The sequence below is a fragment of the Sphingobium sp. AntQ-1 genome, assembly GCF_028538045.1.
In the GTDB taxonomy this organism is placed as follows: Bacteria; Pseudomonadota; Alphaproteobacteria; order Sphingomonadales; family Sphingomonadaceae; genus Sphingobium; species Sphingobium cupriresistens.
This window is the reverse complement of sequence record NZ_CP117158.1, coordinates 3,634,374-3,649,894: the sequence shown is the minus strand read 5'-3', so window position 1 is coordinate 3,649,894 and position 15,521 is coordinate 3,634,374. Positions and strand designations below refer to the sequence as shown.

The following is a 15,521-nucleotide window of genomic DNA, read 5'->3' as shown; positions in this document are numbered from 1 at the left end:
GCAGTTCGCGAATGACCGGATTATGCGATTGGGCCGCCAATTGGCGGTTCCTTTCCAATCGCTCTGCGAAATAGGCGCGATCAAAAGCGGACGTCATCTTCATGTAATGCCTTCTCATATGGTTCGAAGGGGAAATCACCCGCGCATCGAGAAGTTGCCGCGACGCAGCGCGAGCCACGCCTCCATGCGGCGGAGCGTGGGACCGGCGCGGCGGGGCGACAACCGGATTTACGCTTGCATATCAGTCATCCATCCCGCTACCGCGTTGTTACAAGGCGGTTCTGTCTTGTTCTGCCAGGAATGCTGAACCGATGATCCCTGCCGCCTCGACTGAAATTGCGCCTATCTGCTTCGCTGCAGCGCAGAGCGGCATCGCATGACCCTGCGCGTCATCCTGTCGATCGAAGCGCTGGAGCCACGGTTGTCGGGCATCGGTCGCTATAGCTGGGAACTGGCGCAGAGGATCGGCCAGGCGCCCGACATGAGCAGCCTGCGTTTCTATCGGAACGGCGAATGGATTGAAGACCCTGCCAGCCTTCTGGTTGAACCGGTGCCGCGCAAGCGACGCAACAAGGTGCATCGCTGGATCAGGAAGCGTACCGGCTGGGCGCGCGACCTGCAAAACGCCAGCGTCATGCGCTCGCATCTGTTTCATGGCCCCAATTATTTTCTGCCCCCGGCGGGTGAGGGTGGTGTCATCACCATTCACGACCTGTCGGTATTCCGCTATCCCGAAACCCATCCCGAAGAGCGGCTTCGCCAGTTTGAGCGCTATTTCCGCCTGTCGGTGGAGCGCGCCGCGCATTTCATCACGGATAGCGAAACGACGCGGGCCGAAGTCGCGGACTTCCTCTCGCTCGACCTTTCCCGCGTAACCGCAGTCCCGCTGGCCGCAAGCACCGCTTTCCATCCGCGAGATGCCGATCAGGTCGGGTCCACGCTGTCGCGTTATGGCTTGGCCTATCAAGGCTATGCTCTATGCGTATCGACCGTGGAGCCACGCAAGCGGATCACCGAATTGCTGCGCGCCTGGCAGGCGCTCCCGCCCACCATCCGGGCGCGCTGGCCATTGATGGTCACAGGCGGTGCGGGCTGGCTCAGCGATTCCGTTCGCGACCTCATGGACAAGGGCGCGCGTCAGGGCTGGGTGCGTTACCTCGGTTTTGTGCCCGAAGAAGACCTGCCGCTCCTCTATGCCGGCGCGGCGCTGTTCGTTTATCCGTCGGTCTATGAAGGCTTCGGCCTGCCGCCGGTGGAGGCGATGGCGAGCGGCATTCCCGCCGTCGTCGCCGACGCCTCCTGCCTGCCCGAAGTGACGGGCGGGGCGGCCATGCTCGTACGCCCGGAGGATGTGGACGGCTTCGCCCGCCATTTGGAGCAGGCTTTGACCGATGGACAATGGCGGATGCAGGCGCAGCAGGCTGGTCTGGTCGTCGCGCGGGGCTATAGTTGGGACCGTTGTGCGCAGGAAACCGTTGACCTCTATCGACGAATTGACTGAACCGTCACACCTTGCGCAACGCGGTGACGATCATCTGCGCCGTCCAGTGGGCGGCGCTGCTTGCGGGCAGTCGGGGCCGCGAGATGCTGCGGTGACCCAGGCCGAACAGGCAGGCGAGGATCATTTCCTCCGCCGCATCCAGCGCTTCGCCAGACAATTTGTCATTGGCTGCACAGGCGAAATAGCGGATATAGGTGCGGAACCGCTGGCACATGGCGCCGATCGTGTCGGCAACAGCGGGATTGCGGAAACTTTCGGCCAATATGTCGAAGGACAGCGCTTCGTCCTTCTCGTCTATCGTATGTATAAATAATTGTTTGAACGTCGCTTCCACCGTCAATTCGCCCGAATCCAGCCGCGCCTGGACGTCTTCCATTTCGGCGCACCATTGATCGGCATCGTCGAGGACAAGCGCTTCGATAATATCTTCCTTGCTTCTAAATAGGCGATATATCTGTCCGACGGAAACTTGAGCGGTGACCGCCAGTTCGGCCATCGCGGTCTGATGAAATCCATGGTTGTCGAATAATGTCCGTGCAGCCGCCAAAATGCGAACGCGACCGTTTTTTTCTTGCTGCACTGCACTCATGTCCACCCCTTTGGCGTTTTTTGCCTCTTGAAATCGCATTGCCATGATCGTACCTGCCGGGCAAGCGGAATGAACATTCATTCCACATCTTCGATCCCTCATTCACAGACGGATATTCAAGCGATGCAACAGGGGACAATCATCGGGCTGCTGGCATGCGCGTCGGCACTGGCGTTGAGCGCGTGCGGCGAAAGCCCGCCACCTGCGCCGCCGCCGCCCGCCGTCGGCGTGGTCACGCTCAAGGTCGAATCAGCGCCGCTGGTGAATGAGTTGCCCGGCAGAATCGTAGCGTTTGAGACCGCCGAGGTGCGGCCTCAGATCAGTGGCGTAATCCGTCGGCGCCTGTTTCAGGAGGGGAGCAACGTCCGCGCTGGCCAGCTTCTTTACGAAATTGACGATGCGCCGTACCGCGCCGCCTTGGCCCAGGCGCAAGGCTCGCTCGCGCGCGCCAACGCCGCGATCCGGTCGACTGGTCTACAGGCCCAGCGCTACAAGGATCTGGTCGGCATCAACGCCGTCAGCCGACAGGAATATGACGACGCCGACGCGGCGGCCCAGCAGGCGCGCGCCGATGTTGCGGCGCAGCGTGGCGCGGTCCAGGCGGCGCAGGTGAATCAGAATTTTACGCGCATCCGGGCGCCGATTTCCGGCCGCATCAGCCGTTCTCTCTTCACCCCCGGCGCGCTCGTGCAGGCAGGCCAGGCGGATGCGCTCGCGACGATTCAGCGCACGGATAGCGTCTATGTCGATGTCTCGCAGTCGGCCGCGCAGATCATCGATCTCAAGCAGGCGATGAAGAATGGCGGCGTCAGCGAAGCCGACGGCGCGCGAATCCAATTGCTGTTGCCCAATGGCAGCGCCTATCCGATCGAAGGTCGCCTGCAATTTTCCGAAGTCACCGTTGATCCCTCGTCGGGCGCGGTGACATTGCGCGCCACCTTCCCCAACCCCGATGGCCTCTTGCTGCCTGGCATGTATGTCCGCGCCAAGCTGGTCGAGGGGCGGCGGACCCAGGCGATTCTGGCGCCGCAGCAGGGCATTAGTCGCGATCCGCGCGGCCGTGCGACCGCCATGGTCGTGGGCAAGGACAATAAGGTCGACGTGCGCCAGGTCACGGTCGACCGCGCCGTGGGCGATAAGTGGATCGTCACCGACGGACTCAAGCCCGGCGACAGGCTGATCGTTGAAGGGCTGGTGAACCTGCGTCCCGGCACGGTCGTCAGGCCCGGCGCGCCGCAGCAGGTGACGGCTGCTCAGGGCGGCGCGAAAAATGCCGCGTCATCCGGCCAGGGCGGGGCGCGCTAAGCCATGGCCCGCTATTTTATCGACCGACCCATCTTCGCATGGGTCATCGCCATCGTCATCATGCTTGCGGGCCTGCTGGCGATCCGTTCGCTGCCGGTCGCGCAGTTCCCGGAGATCGCGCCGCCTGCGGTTACGATCCAGACCAGCTATCCCGGCGCCAACGCACAGACGCTGGAAAGCACAACGACGCAGATCATCGAGCAACAGCTCAAGGGCATCGACAATTTGCGCTACTTCTCCTCGACCAGCGATGGTTCGGGCAATCTCAACATCACCCTGACCTTCGAACAGGGCACCGACCCCGACATCGCGCAGGTCCAGGTGCAGAATAAGCTGTCGCAGGCGACGCCTTTGCTGCCGCAGGAAGTGCAGCAGCAGGGCTTGCGTGTGGGCAAATCCACCTCCAGCTTCCTGCTCATCATGGCGGCCTATTCGGACGATGGCATCCATGATCAGGAAGATGCTGCCGACTTTATCGCATCCAGCCTGCAAGACCCGATCAGCCGCGTCACCGGGGTGGGCGACACCCAGCTGTTCGGATCGCAATATGCGATGCGGATTTGGCTCGACCCATATAAGATGGCCAATCTGGGCGTCACTACCGGCGACGTCAAATCGGCGATTATCGCGCAGAATGCGCAGGTTTCCGCTGGCCAGATCGGCGGATCGCCCTCGCCGGTTGGGCAGGCGCTCAATGCCACCGTCACGGCCCAGTCGCGCCTGCGCACGCCTGAGGAGTTCGGCGACATCCGCCTGCGCAGCAACAGTGACGGTTCGGTCGTATTGATGTCCGACGTCGCCCGTATCGAATTGGGCGCGGAAAATTACGGCTTCGGCGTGAAGTTCAACGGCCACCCGGCATCGGGTTTTGGCGTCAAGCTGGCGCCCGGCGCGAACGCGCTCGACACGGTGGAGGCGGTCAAGAATCGCGTGGACCAGTTGTCGAAGAATTTCCCCAGCTGGGTGAAATATGACTTCCCGGTCGACAACTCGACCTTCGTCAAACTGTCGGTCGAACAGGTCATCCATACCCTCTTCGAAGCCGTCCTGCTGGTGTTCGTCGTCATGTTTCTGTTTCTTCAGAACTGGCGTGCGACGCTGATCCCCACCATCGCCGTGCCGGTGGTGCTGCTGGGCGCATTGGCGATCCTCAGCGCTGCGGGTTTCACCATCAACACGCTGACACTGTTCGGCATGGTGCTGGCGATCGGCTTGCTGGTCGATGACGCGATCGTCGTGGTGGAAAATGTCGAACGCCTGATCCAGGATGAGGGCCTCAGTCCCAAGGAGGCGGCCAAAAAATCGATGGATGAAATCAGCGGCGCGCTGATCGGCATCGGTCTCGTCCTATCGGCGGTATTCCTGCCCATGGCCTTCTTCGGCGGCTCCACGGGCGTGATCTTCCGGCAATTTTCGATCACGATCGTCTCTTCGATGATCCTGTCGGTCATGGTCGCGTTGATCCTGACGCCGGCGCTGTGCGCCACCATCCTGAAGCCCGCTTCGCACGGCCATAGCTGGAACGGACCAATCGGCTCGATCTTCGGCCGCTTCTTCGACTGGTTCAACCGGACCTTCGACAAGGGCGTGGTCCGTTACGGCCAGGGCGTGGAGAAAGTGGAGCGTCGCTGGGGTCGCACGATGCTGGCCTATGGCCTCATCGTGGTTGGCATGGCCTTCATCTTCCTGCGCCTGCCAAGTGGCTTCCTGCCGGAAGAAGACCAGGGCATCATCATCAACCAGATTTCTTTGCCGGCTGGCGCCACGCTGGAGGAAACCGAGCGTGCGCTGGCCCGTATGCGCGATCATTATCTGGTGGACGAAAAGAAAAACGTCTCCGCAGTCTTCACCATCGGCGGCTTCGGCTTTGTGGGGCAGGGGCAGAATGTGGGCATCGTGTTCGCCCGTATGAAGGACTGGGCGGATCGCAAGGGCGCGGATAATCAGGTGCCCGCGATCGCGCTGCGCGCAAATAAGGCGTTCCAGAAGCTCTCGTCCGGCATGGCATTCGCCTTCGTTCCGCCGGCTGTGCAGGAACTGGGCAACGCATCGGGCTTTGACTTCCAATTGCTCGATCAAGGCAATCTTGGTCATGAAAAAATGCTTGCCGCGCGTAACCAGTTGCTTGGCATGGCGAAGGGCGACAAGCGTCTGGCCCAGGTTCGACCCAACGGCTTGGAAGATACGCCGCAGCTCAAGCTGAACGTCGATCAGGCGGCGGCGGGCGCGCTGGGGATTGCGCAGGCCGACGTCAACGACGCGATAAGCACCAATCTGGGCGGTTCCTACGTCAACGACTTCATCGACCGTGATCGCGTAAAGCGCGTTTTCGTACAGGCCGACGCGCCCTTCCGCACCTCGCCCGATGCGATCAACGCTTTCCATGTCCGCAGCAGCAGCGGCACGATGGCGCCGCTATCGGCCTTCGCCACGACGGAATGGGTGCAGGGTCCGGCTCGTCTGGAGCGTTTCAACGGGGTGCCGTCGATGAATATCCAGGGCGCGCCAGCGCCCGGCGTTTCGAGCGGCGAAGCCATGCAGGCGATGGAGGAATTCGCTGCAAAGCTGCCGGCCGGCGTCGGTTACAGCTGGAACGGCATTTCCTATGAGGAGCGCACCTCCGGCGGTCAGGCGCCTTATGTCTATGCGCTCTCCATGCTGATCGTCTTCCTCTGCCTCGCGGCGCTCTATGAAAGCTGGTCGGTGCCGATCGCGGTCATGCTGGTGGTGCCGTTGGGCGTGCTGGGCGCTGTGATTGCGGCCACGTTTGCGGGGCTGGATAACGACATCTATCTGCAGGTCGGCCTTATCACGACCATCGGCGTGTCGGCGAAAAACGCGATCCTGATCGTGGAGTTCGCCGAGGAGAAAATGCGCGAGGGGATGCCGCCGGCAAAAGCGGCGCTGGAAGCGGGCAAACTGCGTTTGCGGCCGATCCTGATGACCAGTTTCGCCTTCATCTTCGGCGTGTTGCCTTTGGCGATGTCGAAGGGCGCGGGTGCGGGCGGTCAAAATGCGATCGGCTGGGCCGTGGTCGGCGGTATGTTGTCGGCCACCGTGCTGGCAATATTCTTCGTCCCCGTTTTCTTCACCGTCGTGAAGCGGCTGTTCCGCGAACATCATAATCATGAGGCGGACGGCGACCGGGCGACACCCGACGCCCCGCAGGAGGCTTGAAGACCATGCGCAATGTAACAGCGCTGGGCGCCCTCACTCTCTCGCTGGCGCTGGCCGCTTGCGACATGGCGCCCAAATATGTGCGGCCGGACCTGCCGGTGCCTGTAACTTCGCCGCAGGGGCCGGCCTATGCTATCGAAGGGAGGCAGGGCGCGGCCGTGACGGCAGACACCGGCTGGCGCGATTTCTTCACCGACGCCCGGTTGGCGCGGGTGATCGAAACCGCGCTCGCAAACAACCGCGACCTTCGCTTGGCGGTCGCCAATGTCGAACAGGCGCGGGCGCAATATAAGGTGCAGCGGGCGGACCTGCTGCCCACCGTGGCGGGAACCGGTACGGCGACCTATTCGGAACAGCCGCTGGTCCAGTTCGGTCAGAGCCAGCGGTTGAACACTGACGTCTATCAGGCGCAACTGGGCATTTCTGCGTGGGAAATCGACCTGTTCGGCCGCGTGCGTAACCTTACCGAGGCAGCGCAGGAGCAATATTTCGCCAGTGTCGAGAACCGCAACGCGGCGCAAACCGCGCTGATCGCGGAAACCGCAAATGCCTGGCTCGCCATGGCGGCGGATCAGGAAAGATTGCGCATCGCCCGCGATCTGGAACAGGCGTTCGGCAAGACGCTGGAATTGAACAAGGCGCGCTTCGCCAAGGGCATTGCATCGGATCTGGAAGTGCGTCAGGCGCAGACCAGCTACGATCAGGCCCGCTCGGACATCGCTCAGGCGACGACGCTGGTGGCGCAGGATCAAAATGCGCTCAACCTGCTCGCCGGTACGACTGTCCCGGCCGCGGACCTGCCCGACGTCTTGCCACAGGCAGGCGCGACGTTGGAAAATCTGCCGGCGAACATCGCGTCCGACGTGCTGTTGCGCCGTCCCGATATTGCTTCGGCGGAACATCAGTTACGTGGCGCCAACGCCAATATCGGCGCGGCGCGCGCGGCCTTCTTCCCCAACATCTCGTTGACGGCGGCGCTCGGTACGGTCAGTCTGGGCCTTTCAGGCCTGTTCGCGTCGGGCAGCGACACATGGTCGGTCGCGCCCAGCGCAACCCTGCCGATCTTCGATTTTGGTCGGAACAAGAATAATCTGCGCTACGCCAAGGCGACTTATGACGCGATGCTGGCTACTTATGAAAAGAGCGTGCAGACCGGCTTCCGCGAAGTCGCCGACGCGCTCGCGCGGCGCGGCACAATGAACGACCAGTTGGAAGCGCAGACCTCCCTGCGCGATTCGGCCAAGGTCGCCTACACTTTGTCCGAGGCGCGCTTCCGCTATGGGGTCGACAGTTTCCTGACGACACTGGATTCGCAACGCTCGCTCTACAGCGCGGAACAGAGCCTGCTCAGCACGCGCCTGACCCGCGCCAGCAACATGGTCGAACTCTATCGCGCCATGGGCGGCGGCCTGAAATAGGCTTTGGCCGCAAGCTGCGGGAAGAATCGCCGATCGATCTCCGCTATGAGCCTGGGTGCATAGCGGAGACGATAGATGATCCTGGCCCATAGCATTTTCCCCTCGCCGGTCGGCCCACTGACGCTTGTCGCGAGCGATACCGGCCTCGTGGCGATTCTGTGGGAGGATGACGACCCCGCCCGCGTCCGCCTGGACGCGCGCGCGGAACGCAGCGATCATCCGATACTGAAGACGGCAGCGGCGCAACTGGCGGACTATTTTGCAGGCCGGCTTCGGGCGTTCACGGTGCCGCTGGACTTTCGCGGTACGCCCTTTCAGCAGACCATTTGGGCGGCGCTGCGCGATATCCCATTCGGCGAGACGCGCAGCTATGGCGACATCGCCCGCGCCGTCGGCCGCCCCACGGCATCGCGCGCCGTCGGCGCGGCCAATGGCCGCAATCCAATCTCAATCATCGCTCCCTGCCACCGCGTCGTCGGCGCGAATGGCGCGCTGACCGGCTTTGCCGGCGGCATGGAAACCAAGCGCTGGCTACTCGATTTCGAGCGTAAGACTATCGAAAATCAGGAATAATGGTGCACCCAAGTGGATTCGAACCACTGGCCTTTGCCTTCGGAGGGCAACGCTCTATCCAGCTGAGCTATGGGTGCAAGACGCTGGTCAGGAGGGGCGGGTAGCAAAGTCCACCGCGCTGCGCCAGCGTCAAAATCACCCTGAAGCGATTTCTAATCAGATGGAATCATCTGATGACTCGAAAATCGCCTTACAATCGCCAATCCATCTTATTTCGAGGCCTTCTCCATCGGCTGGAACTTGCCCAGGCCGCAACTCGCGCCCTGCTGAAATCCGGGGCCGCCATTCCACAGCACGGTTATGATATCGACCGAACAAAGCTGCGACAGGCTCGTCTTGTAGAGGAACCGCTTCTCGAAGCCCAGGCTGGGGCAGCTATTGGGGAGGATGTTCCGATAGACCTTGTTGCCGTTCATGATGAAATCGATGGTGCGGTCGTCACGCACATCGGTCGACCGGATCGACTGAATCTGGACGCAGTTGACCGGCTCTCCCTTGGCCATAAAGGGATCGGGCTTGTCCTTGGCGATGGCGGGCAGGGCGGCGCAGCTAAGCGCCAGGCTCAGTGCGAGCCGGGCAGGGGCAAAGATGGACATGGCTTCTCTCCTCATATCATGCCGAATCGACGGCACGGCGCACGCCTTTCCGTCATGCTCCTAGCGAGCCATGGCTGAACAGGGAGCGAATGGATGCGTGCCTAAGCGGCCTTCGCAGTCGCTATCTTGGGCGCAGGCGTCTTGGGCTTGAACCGGCACAGATCGGCGACGATGCAGCGCCAACATTCGGGCTTGCGCGCCTTGCACACATAACGGCCATGCAGGATCAGCCAGTGATGCGCATCGCGGCGGAACGGGCCGGGCACTTTCTTGTCCAACTGCTGTTCGACCGCCAGCACCGTCTTGCCCGGCGCCAACCCGGTGCGATTGCCGACGCGGAAAATATGGGTGTCGACCGCGAACGTCTCCTGCCCGAAGGCGGTGTTGACCACCACATTGGCGGTCTTGCGCCCGACGCCGGGCAGGGTGGTCAGCGTGTCGCGATCCTCCGGTACCTCGCCGCCGAAATCGCGCACCAATATCGCCGACAGGCCGATGACATTTTTCGCCTTGGTATTGAACAGGCCGATGGTCTTGATATGCGCCTTCAATCCCTCTTCGCCCAGGTCGACCATCTGCTGCGGCGTCTCGACCTCGCGGAACAGCGCGCGGGTCGCCTTGTTCACCCCGACATCGGTCGCCTGCGCCGACAGCGTCACCGCGACCAGCAACTGATAGGGATTGCCATATTCCAGCTCGGTCACCGGCGCGGGATTGGCTTCGGCCAGGCGGCTGAAAAAGTCGAATATATCGGCCTTCTTCATCTACAGCCCCAGCACGCCTTTCATGTCATAACGCCCGGCCGGTTGCCCTACCAGCCAGCGCGCCGCCTTCACCGCGCCGCGTGCAAAGATGGTGCGGTTTTCCGCGCGATGACCGATCTCGATCCGCTCGCCTTCGGCCGCGAAGATCACCTGATGATCCCCCGCGACTGATCCGCCGCGCAGCGCGGCAAAGCCGATCGCGCCCTTCGCCCGCGCGCCGGTAATGCCGTCGCGCCCACGCTCGCTATGCTGCGCCAACGCGATCCCGCGCCCCCGCGCCGCCGCCTCGCCCAGCAGCAGCGCCGTGCCGGACGGCGCATCGACCTTGTGCCGATGATGCATCTCGACGATCTCGATATCCCAATCGTCGCCCAAACCCGCTGCCGCCTGCTCGACCAGCGCGGCGAGCAGGTTGACGCCCAGCGACGTATTGCCCGTCTGCAACACCGCAATATGGACGGCAGCTTCGTCGATCAGCGCATGATGCACCGCCTCCAGCCCGGTGGTGCCGATCAGCACCGGCTTGCGCGCGGCGATGCAGGCGTCCAGCTGTGCGCCCAGCGCGCCGGGCGCCGAAAAATCGATCAGCACTTCGCTCGCTTGCGCCAGCGCCAGCGGATCGGCGGTCATGGCGATGCCCGGCGCGATCTCGCCCGCCGGATCGCGATCGGTGCCGCCCGCAATGCCCAGGCCCGCATCGGTCGCCGCCTGTGCAATCGCCCGGCCCATGCGGCCCGCCGCCCCGAAAATGCCGATCGTCGTCATGATGGTCCGTTTCATTATCTGTACTCGCTCCGCCGATGCCAGAGCAGCGCGACTTTGTCATCCCTCCGCCTTGGCGCGGACGCATGACGTCTCTAGAAGTTCAGCCATGAACCCCGACATCCACAACATCGTCATCCTCACTGGCGCGGGTATTTCCGCCGAAAGCGGTCTCGCCACCTTCCGCGGTCCCGATGGCCTGTGGGAAGGCCATCGCGTCGAGGACGTCTGCACGCCAGAGGCGCTGGCCCGCGACGAAGCGCTCGTACATCGCTTCTACGATGAGCGCCGCGCCAAGCTGGCGGAGGTCCAGCCCAATGCCGCGCATCAGGCGCTGGCCGCGCTCGACGCACAGTGGCCGGGCGACCTGCTGATCGTCACCCAGAATGTCGATGACCTGCACGAACGGGCAGGGGCCACGCGCCTCATCCACATGCACGGAGAACTCAAATCGGCGCTTTGCGCGGCCTGCGGCAAGGCAGTTCCCTGGGCCGCAGCCTTGCCGCCCGGCACGCCCTGCGACGGGTGCCGCAAACCCGCACTCCGCCCCGACATCGTCTTTTTCGGCGAAATGCCATACGAAATGGATCGGATCGACGCCGCCGTGCGCGACGCGGATCTGTTCGTGTCGATCGGCACGTCGGGCGCGGTCTATCCGGCGGCGGGTTTCGTCCAGACTGCCCGCCATGTCGGCGCGCGCACGCTGGAACTCAATCTCGATCCGTCGGCGGGCAGTATCTATTTCCACGAAACCCGACTGGGGCCGGCCAGCGCATTGGTGCCCGATCTGGTGCGCGAACTGCTGGCCTGATCGGGACGAACCCCGAAACCCCCTCGCATTGCCCGGCGCTTATAGTATAGCGCGGCCTTTCCCCATGATGGCGCGGAGCGATCGGTGATTACTGTCCAGCGGGTGGCCAAGGCCGCCGGCAAGCATCTGACCAAGGCGGCGTTGACGCTGCGCAAGGCCCTCGGCGCGCGCGCGACGCGCAGCTGCCCGGCCTGCGGCTCTGCCGTGGTCGGCTTCTTCCGCTATGGTGATAACGCGGAATGGGGCTGCCCCGCCTGCGGCGCATCTCCGCGCGAGCGTCTCATGAATTGGTTGGTCCAGCAAGGCACGCTCGATGTGCCCACGGACGGCGCCATCCTGCATATGGCCCCCAATGAGCGCAGTCTGGTGCGTCGTTTCTCTTCAGCCGCCGACTACACCCCCGCCGATCTCGACCCATCGCGTTACGCCGTTGCCGATATGCGCCGCGTCGATCTGATGGACTTCTCCGAGCGCGATCGCTACGACCTCTTCTACGCCAGCCATGTGATGGAGCATGTGCCGGACGACATGGCCGTGCTGCGCAACATCTACCATGCGTTGAAGCCCGGCGGCGAAGCCTGGCTGATCGTGCCATTATGGGACAGGCCTACCGAGGATGGCAGCTTCGACATCCCACCGCGCGAACGCGAACGCCGCTTTGGCCAATGGGATCATGTCCGCCAGTATGGCCCCGATTTCGCTGATCGAATCCGCGCTGCCGGCTTCGATCTGGAGGAAATCGACGCCGCAGCGATCGACACGGACACGCGCCATTTCCACGGCTTGGACGACCGTTTGTTCCGCGCGCGCAAGCCGGGCGGAGAACCCGCGCGGTGAGCCGCCTCGCGCGGCTGGAAGGGTCCGCCCGCTTCCTGGCGCTGGTGAAGCTCGCCAATGTCGGGCTGGTGCTGATCTGGGGCTTCGCCGTGACCTTCGTCTTCGTGCGCGTCCTGCCGATCGCCGAGTTTCAGGCGTTCCTGCTGCTCGTCGCCTTCGGTAACTTCACCATTTCGGCGGAATTTGGCCTCACCAGCATCATCTATGCCCGGCTGCGTCGCCATTGGCTCAGCAGCGGCACGGGCGATGACGATGATGGCGGCTTCCGGTTGGAGGAAATGGGCGTCCTCTTCCTCTTCCTCGGCCTGCTGGTGGTGGGCGCCAGCCTGATCCTGATCGTCGCGCTGGCTTTGGGCTGGCTCTCAACCGGCCTGCCTTTGCTCTTCCTGCTCTTCTTCCTATCTGCAAGCCTCAACCTGCCGGCCCTGCTCGCCAAGCGGGCGCTGGCGGCGGTCGATGGCAATTTCCTGTGGGAAGGGCTGGATTGCGCGCGGCGTGTGGTGACGATCGGGCTGTTGCTGGCGATGCTGGCGGGCATGGACCCGCGCCTGTCGGTGGCGTTGCAACTGGCCGTCAGCATCGTGGTGATCGCCTATGCGATCAGCCATGTCCATCGCCGCCTGGACATGAAGCGCAGCCATTGGCTCGCCTTCCGCGTCGGCGGGGGCCATGTCCGCGCGCATTATCTGCGCGACATCGGCGCATCGGCGGCCTTCACCGTCTCCGATATCGTCGCCTACAACGCGCCCTATTTCACCATTGCGCTGGCGACCAGCGACCCAAGGCCGATGCTCATCTTCGACTTCTTCTTCAAGGTGTCCAGGTCGCTGTCCATGTTGGTCCGCGCCACGGTGGAGGCCGCCCTGCCGCGCATCACCCGCGCCTATCATGCCGGCGACCGGGTCCGTCTGCGCCAGTTGCTGGGCCGCGCGCTCGGCGCGGCGATGATCTTCGCGGTCGGCCTGTCCGCCGTGCTGCTGCTAGCGGGCGACCGCCTGTTCGCCATCCTGTTCGACGATCGCGCCACGATCGACCGGGCGGATATCACCCTTATCATATTGGCGTTGTTCGCGCTGACTTTGCTCTGCGTCTCTGTCTATGTGCAGGCGGCGCTTGGCCGCTTCGGCGAACTGCTCGCCCGCTCGCTCCCTTTCCTCGCCGGATCGCTGGCCAGCGCGCCGCTCGCCTTGCTGCTCTGGCCCGGCCGCTTCGATCTCGCCCTTGTCGGCCTCTACGCGCTCACCCTGCTGATCGTCGCCGGGCTGCACCTCGTCTCGCTGCGCAGGCTGGCGCGGACATGAAGGTGGCCATGCTCGATCCCTCGCTCTTCACCGGGCGCTATGACGACAGCCTGTGCGCCGCACTGGCGGGCGAGGGTGCCGACGTCACCCTGCTCGGCCGCCCGATGCGTCCCACCGACGCGATCATGCCGCAGGGCTATCTGTACAAGCCGCATTTCTTTCCCCGCAGCGAAGCCCTGCGCGCGCGGCTGGGCGAAGGCCGCGCCTTCCGCGTCGCCAAGGCGGTGGAATATGGCCTTGCTTGCGCACTGGGCGACATGAGCGCGCTCACCAACGCCCCCGTCGTCCACGCCCAGTGGCTCCCGCTCGCTCCCGCCGACGCCTTGATGCTCAAACGGCTGAAGGGCCGCACCGCGCTGGTTCACACCGTGCACAATGCCGACGCCTACCATGCCGATGCCGGCCTGCAGGGGCGCGGCTACCGCGCGCTGCTCGACCTGTTCGATGCTCTGATCGTCCATGGCGACACGACCCGCGCCGCGCTGTTAGGGCAGGGCATCGACCCCGCCCGCATCCATGTGACCCCGCACCCACCGATGCGCCTTGCCCCCGCAACCCCGGCTGATCTCGCCGCCATCTCCGTGCCCACGGTCCCGCGCCTGCTCTTCTTCGGCACGATCCGCCCATACAAAGGCGTCGATATCCTGATCGACGCCTGCCTCCAGCTTTGGCGCGCCGCGCATGTGTTCGAACTGGTGCTGGTGGGCAAGCCCTTCATGGACGTCGCCCCTTTCCTGGACGCCGTAACCCAGGCCGGGTTCGCCGACCGCCTCGTCACCGATTTCGGCTTCCTCACCGAATCCCGGCTCGACGCCCACATGGTCCGCGCCGACATGATCGCCTTCCCCTATCGCCATATCGATTCGAGCGGCGCTTTCCTCTCCGCGCTCCACCATGGCAAGGCGATGGTGACGTCGGACGCGGGCATGTTCGGCCAGTTGCCCGACGATGTCGCCGTCCGCGCCCGCGCGGGAAATGCGCCTGCATTGGCCCAAGCCCTCTTGCCGCTGATCGAAAGCGCGGCCATCAGGCAAGGCCATGGCGCACGCGCGCGCGATTACGGGAATGCAATGGGAAGCTGGAAGGATATGGCCGTGGCGACGATCGGCATCTATCGCACCGTGTTGGCCGCGCGCGCATGAACCGCTATCTGCGTGAATTGAGCGATCGCGCCCTGGCCCTGCGCCTGGCCGTAGCCGGGCGCGTCCATCAATATCCCGAAATCCAGGCCTTGAAGCGCTTCCTGTCGGCTTTCGCCGTCGATTGCCTCTTCGACGTCGGCGCCAATCGCGGCCAATATGCGACGACGGCGCGCAAGGACGCCGGCTATCAGGGGCTGATCCTTTCCTTCGAACCCAACCCGGACGTTTTCGCCGATCTGCATAAGCAGGCGGCATCCGATCGCAACTGGCATGTCTTCAACATGGCCCTGTCGGACTTCGACGGGACGGCCAGTTTCAACATCATGGCCGCAGACCAGTTCAGCTCGCTCAAAAAACCCTCGGACGCGCAGGACGCGATCTTCGCCGACCGCAACAAGGTGACGAAGACGGTGGAGATGCGATGCCGTCGCCTCGATACGCTGCTGCCCGAACTGGCCGCGCAGCATGGCTTTGCGCGTCCCTTCCTGAAAATGGATACGCAGGGCCATGACCTCTCCGTCTGCGAAGGCGCGGGCGATGTCCTGACCACCATGCTGGGCATCCAGACCGAACTGGGCGTCCGACCCATTTATGAAGGCGGCGTCGGCTATCGCGCGATGATCGACTGGCTGGAGTCGCGCGGTTTCGTCCCTTCCGCCTTCTTCGCCAATAATAAGGGCCATTTTCCGCAACTGGTCGAAATGGACGGCATTTTCGTCAACCGGACCCTGGTTCAGGCCTGACC

General features: G+C 63.6%; 14 protein-coding genes and 1 tRNA gene. 10 read left to right on the top strand and 5 right to left on the bottom strand.

Annotation, left to right across the window (positions count from 1 at the left end):
* The first annotated feature begins 376 nt into the window (after positions 1-376).
* Complete coding sequence (locus tag sphantq_RS18260) at positions 377-1,501, top strand: glycosyltransferase family 4 protein (protein WP_066601793.1); 1,125 nt, start codon at positions 377-379, stop codon at positions 1,499-1,501.
* Positions 1,502-1,505: 4 nt separating this feature from the next.
* Here sphantq_RS18260 and sphantq_RS18255 read toward each other — a convergent pair whose 3' ends face one another.
* A complete protein-coding gene (locus sphantq_RS18255; RefSeq protein WP_066601794.1) occupies positions 1,506-2,090 on the bottom strand; it encodes a TetR/AcrR family transcriptional regulator in 585 nt (194 codons plus the stop codon).
* A 123-nt stretch (positions 2,091-2,213) separates the two neighbouring features.
* Here sphantq_RS18255 and sphantq_RS18250 point away from each other — a divergent pair, with 123 nt between their 5' ends.
* From sphantq_RS18250 to sphantq_RS18235, 4 genes are all read left to right on the top strand, one after another.
* Positions 2,214-3,395 (top strand): efflux RND transporter periplasmic adaptor subunit, encoded by a 1,182-nt coding sequence (locus sphantq_RS18250; RefSeq protein WP_129926110.1) that lies wholly within the window; start codon positions 2,214-2,216, stop codon positions 3,393-3,395.
* Between the two features lie 3 nt (positions 3,396-3,398).
* Entirely contained in the window at positions 3,399-6,572 is a 3,174-nt protein-coding gene (locus sphantq_RS18245; protein WP_272799189.1) for an efflux RND transporter permease subunit, read from the top strand.
* Positions 6,573-6,577: 5 nt separating this feature from the next.
* On the top strand, positions 6,578-7,990 hold the full coding sequence (locus sphantq_RS18240) for an efflux transporter outer membrane subunit (protein WP_272799188.1): 1,413 nt from the start codon (positions 6,578-6,580) through the stop codon (positions 7,988-7,990).
* Positions 7,991-8,065: 75 nt separating this feature from the next.
* The gene (locus tag sphantq_RS18235; protein WP_272799187.1) at positions 8,066-8,563 is read left to right on the top strand and encodes a methylated-DNA--[protein]-cysteine S-methyltransferase; all 498 of its coding nucleotides are present in this window, start codon (positions 8,066-8,068) and stop codon (positions 8,561-8,563) included.
* Here sphantq_RS18235 and sphantq_RS18230 read toward each other — a convergent pair.
* From sphantq_RS18230 to dapB, 4 genes are all read right to left on the bottom strand, one after another.
* Positions 8,564-8,640 (bottom strand) — tRNA-Arg (locus sphantq_RS18230).
* 132 nt (positions 8,641-8,772) lie between these two features.
* On the bottom strand, positions 8,773-9,159 hold the full coding sequence (locus sphantq_RS18225; RefSeq protein WP_272799186.1) for a hypothetical protein: 387 nt from the start codon (positions 9,157-9,159) through the stop codon (positions 8,773-8,775).
* Between the two features lie 101 nt (positions 9,160-9,260).
* Positions 9,261-9,923 (bottom strand): endonuclease III, encoded by a 663-nt coding sequence (nth, locus tag sphantq_RS18220; RefSeq protein ID WP_272799185.1) that lies wholly within the window; start codon positions 9,921-9,923, stop codon positions 9,261-9,263.
* Positions 9,924-10,688, bottom strand: a complete 765-nt coding sequence (gene dapB / locus sphantq_RS18215) for a 4-hydroxy-tetrahydrodipicolinate reductase (RefSeq protein ID WP_272800258.1) — start codon at positions 10,686-10,688, stop codon at positions 9,924-9,926.
* Positions 10,689-10,794: 106 nt separating this feature from the next.
* On the opposite strand from dapB, the gene sphantq_RS18210 reads away from it, so the two are divergent.
* From sphantq_RS18210 to sphantq_RS18190, 5 genes are all read left to right on the top strand, one after another.
* Positions 10,795-11,496 carry an NAD-dependent deacylase gene (locus sphantq_RS18210; protein ID WP_066601903.1) on the top strand — a complete coding sequence of 234 codons (702 nt, stop codon included), beginning with the start codon at positions 10,795-10,797 and terminating at the stop codon, positions 11,494-11,496.
* Between the two features lie 84 nt (positions 11,497-11,580).
* Positions 11,581-12,333, top strand: coding sequence for a methyltransferase domain-containing protein (locus tag sphantq_RS18205; protein ID WP_129926104.1), 753 nt, complete (start codon positions 11,581-11,583; stop codon positions 12,331-12,333).
* Positions 12,330-13,634, top strand: a complete 1,305-nt coding sequence (locus tag sphantq_RS18200; RefSeq protein WP_272799184.1) for a hypothetical protein — start codon at positions 12,330-12,332, stop codon at positions 13,632-13,634. The genes sphantq_RS18205 and sphantq_RS18200 overlap by 4 nt, the downstream gene beginning before the upstream one ends.
* A complete protein-coding gene (locus sphantq_RS18195; protein WP_272799183.1) occupies positions 13,631-14,776 on the top strand; it encodes a glycosyltransferase family 4 protein in 1,146 nt (381 codons plus the stop codon). Before sphantq_RS18200 ends, sphantq_RS18195 begins: the two co-directional genes overlap by 4 nt.
* On the top strand, positions 14,773-15,519 hold the full coding sequence (locus sphantq_RS18190) for an FkbM family methyltransferase (protein ID WP_066601913.1): 747 nt from the start codon (positions 14,773-14,775) through the stop codon (positions 15,517-15,519). Before sphantq_RS18195 ends, sphantq_RS18190 begins: the two co-directional genes overlap by 4 nt.
* The last annotated feature ends 2 nt before the right edge of the window (positions 15,520-15,521 follow it).

What these genes read in the sequence shown, in the direction of transcription:
- sphantq_RS18225 (WP_272799186.1), bottom strand. Translation starts at nt 9,159, where the DNA reads ATGTCCATCTTTGCCCCTGCCCGGCTCGCACTGAGCCTGGCGCTTAGC.
- sphantq_RS18245 (WP_272799189.1), top strand. Translation starts at nt 3,399, where the DNA reads ATGGCCCGCTATTTTATCGACCGACCCATCTTCGCATGGGTCATCGCC.
- sphantq_RS18195 (WP_272799183.1), top strand. Translation starts at nt 13,631, where the DNA reads ATGAAGGTGGCCATGCTCGATCCCTCGCTCTTCACCGGGCGCTATGAC.
- sphantq_RS18260 (WP_066601793.1), top strand. Translation starts at nt 377, where the DNA reads ATGACCCTGCGCGTCATCCTGTCGATCGAAGCGCTGGAGCCACGGTTG.
- nth (WP_272799185.1), bottom strand. Translation starts at nt 9,923, where the DNA reads ATGAAGAAGGCCGATATATTCGACTTTTTCAGCCGCCTGGCCGAAGCC.
- sphantq_RS18240 (WP_272799188.1), top strand. Translation starts at nt 6,578, where the DNA reads ATGCGCAATGTAACAGCGCTGGGCGCCCTCACTCTCTCGCTGGCGCTG.
- sphantq_RS18235 (WP_272799187.1), top strand. Translation starts at nt 8,066, where the DNA reads ATGATCCTGGCCCATAGCATTTTCCCCTCGCCGGTCGGCCCACTGACG.
- sphantq_RS18250 (WP_129926110.1), top strand. Translation starts at nt 2,214, where the DNA reads ATGCAACAGGGGACAATCATCGGGCTGCTGGCATGCGCGTCGGCACTG.
- dapB (WP_272800258.1), bottom strand. Translation starts at nt 10,688, where the DNA reads ATGACGACGATCGGCATTTTCGGGGCGGCGGGCCGCATGGGCCGGGCG.
- sphantq_RS18210 (WP_066601903.1), top strand. Translation starts at nt 10,795, where the DNA reads ATGAACCCCGACATCCACAACATCGTCATCCTCACTGGCGCGGGTATT.
- sphantq_RS18255 (WP_066601794.1), bottom strand. Translation starts at nt 2,090, where the DNA reads ATGAGTGCAGTGCAGCAAGAAAAAAACGGTCGCGTTCGCATTTTGGCG.
- sphantq_RS18190 (WP_066601913.1), top strand. Translation starts at nt 14,773, where the DNA reads ATGAACCGCTATCTGCGTGAATTGAGCGATCGCGCCCTGGCCCTGCGC.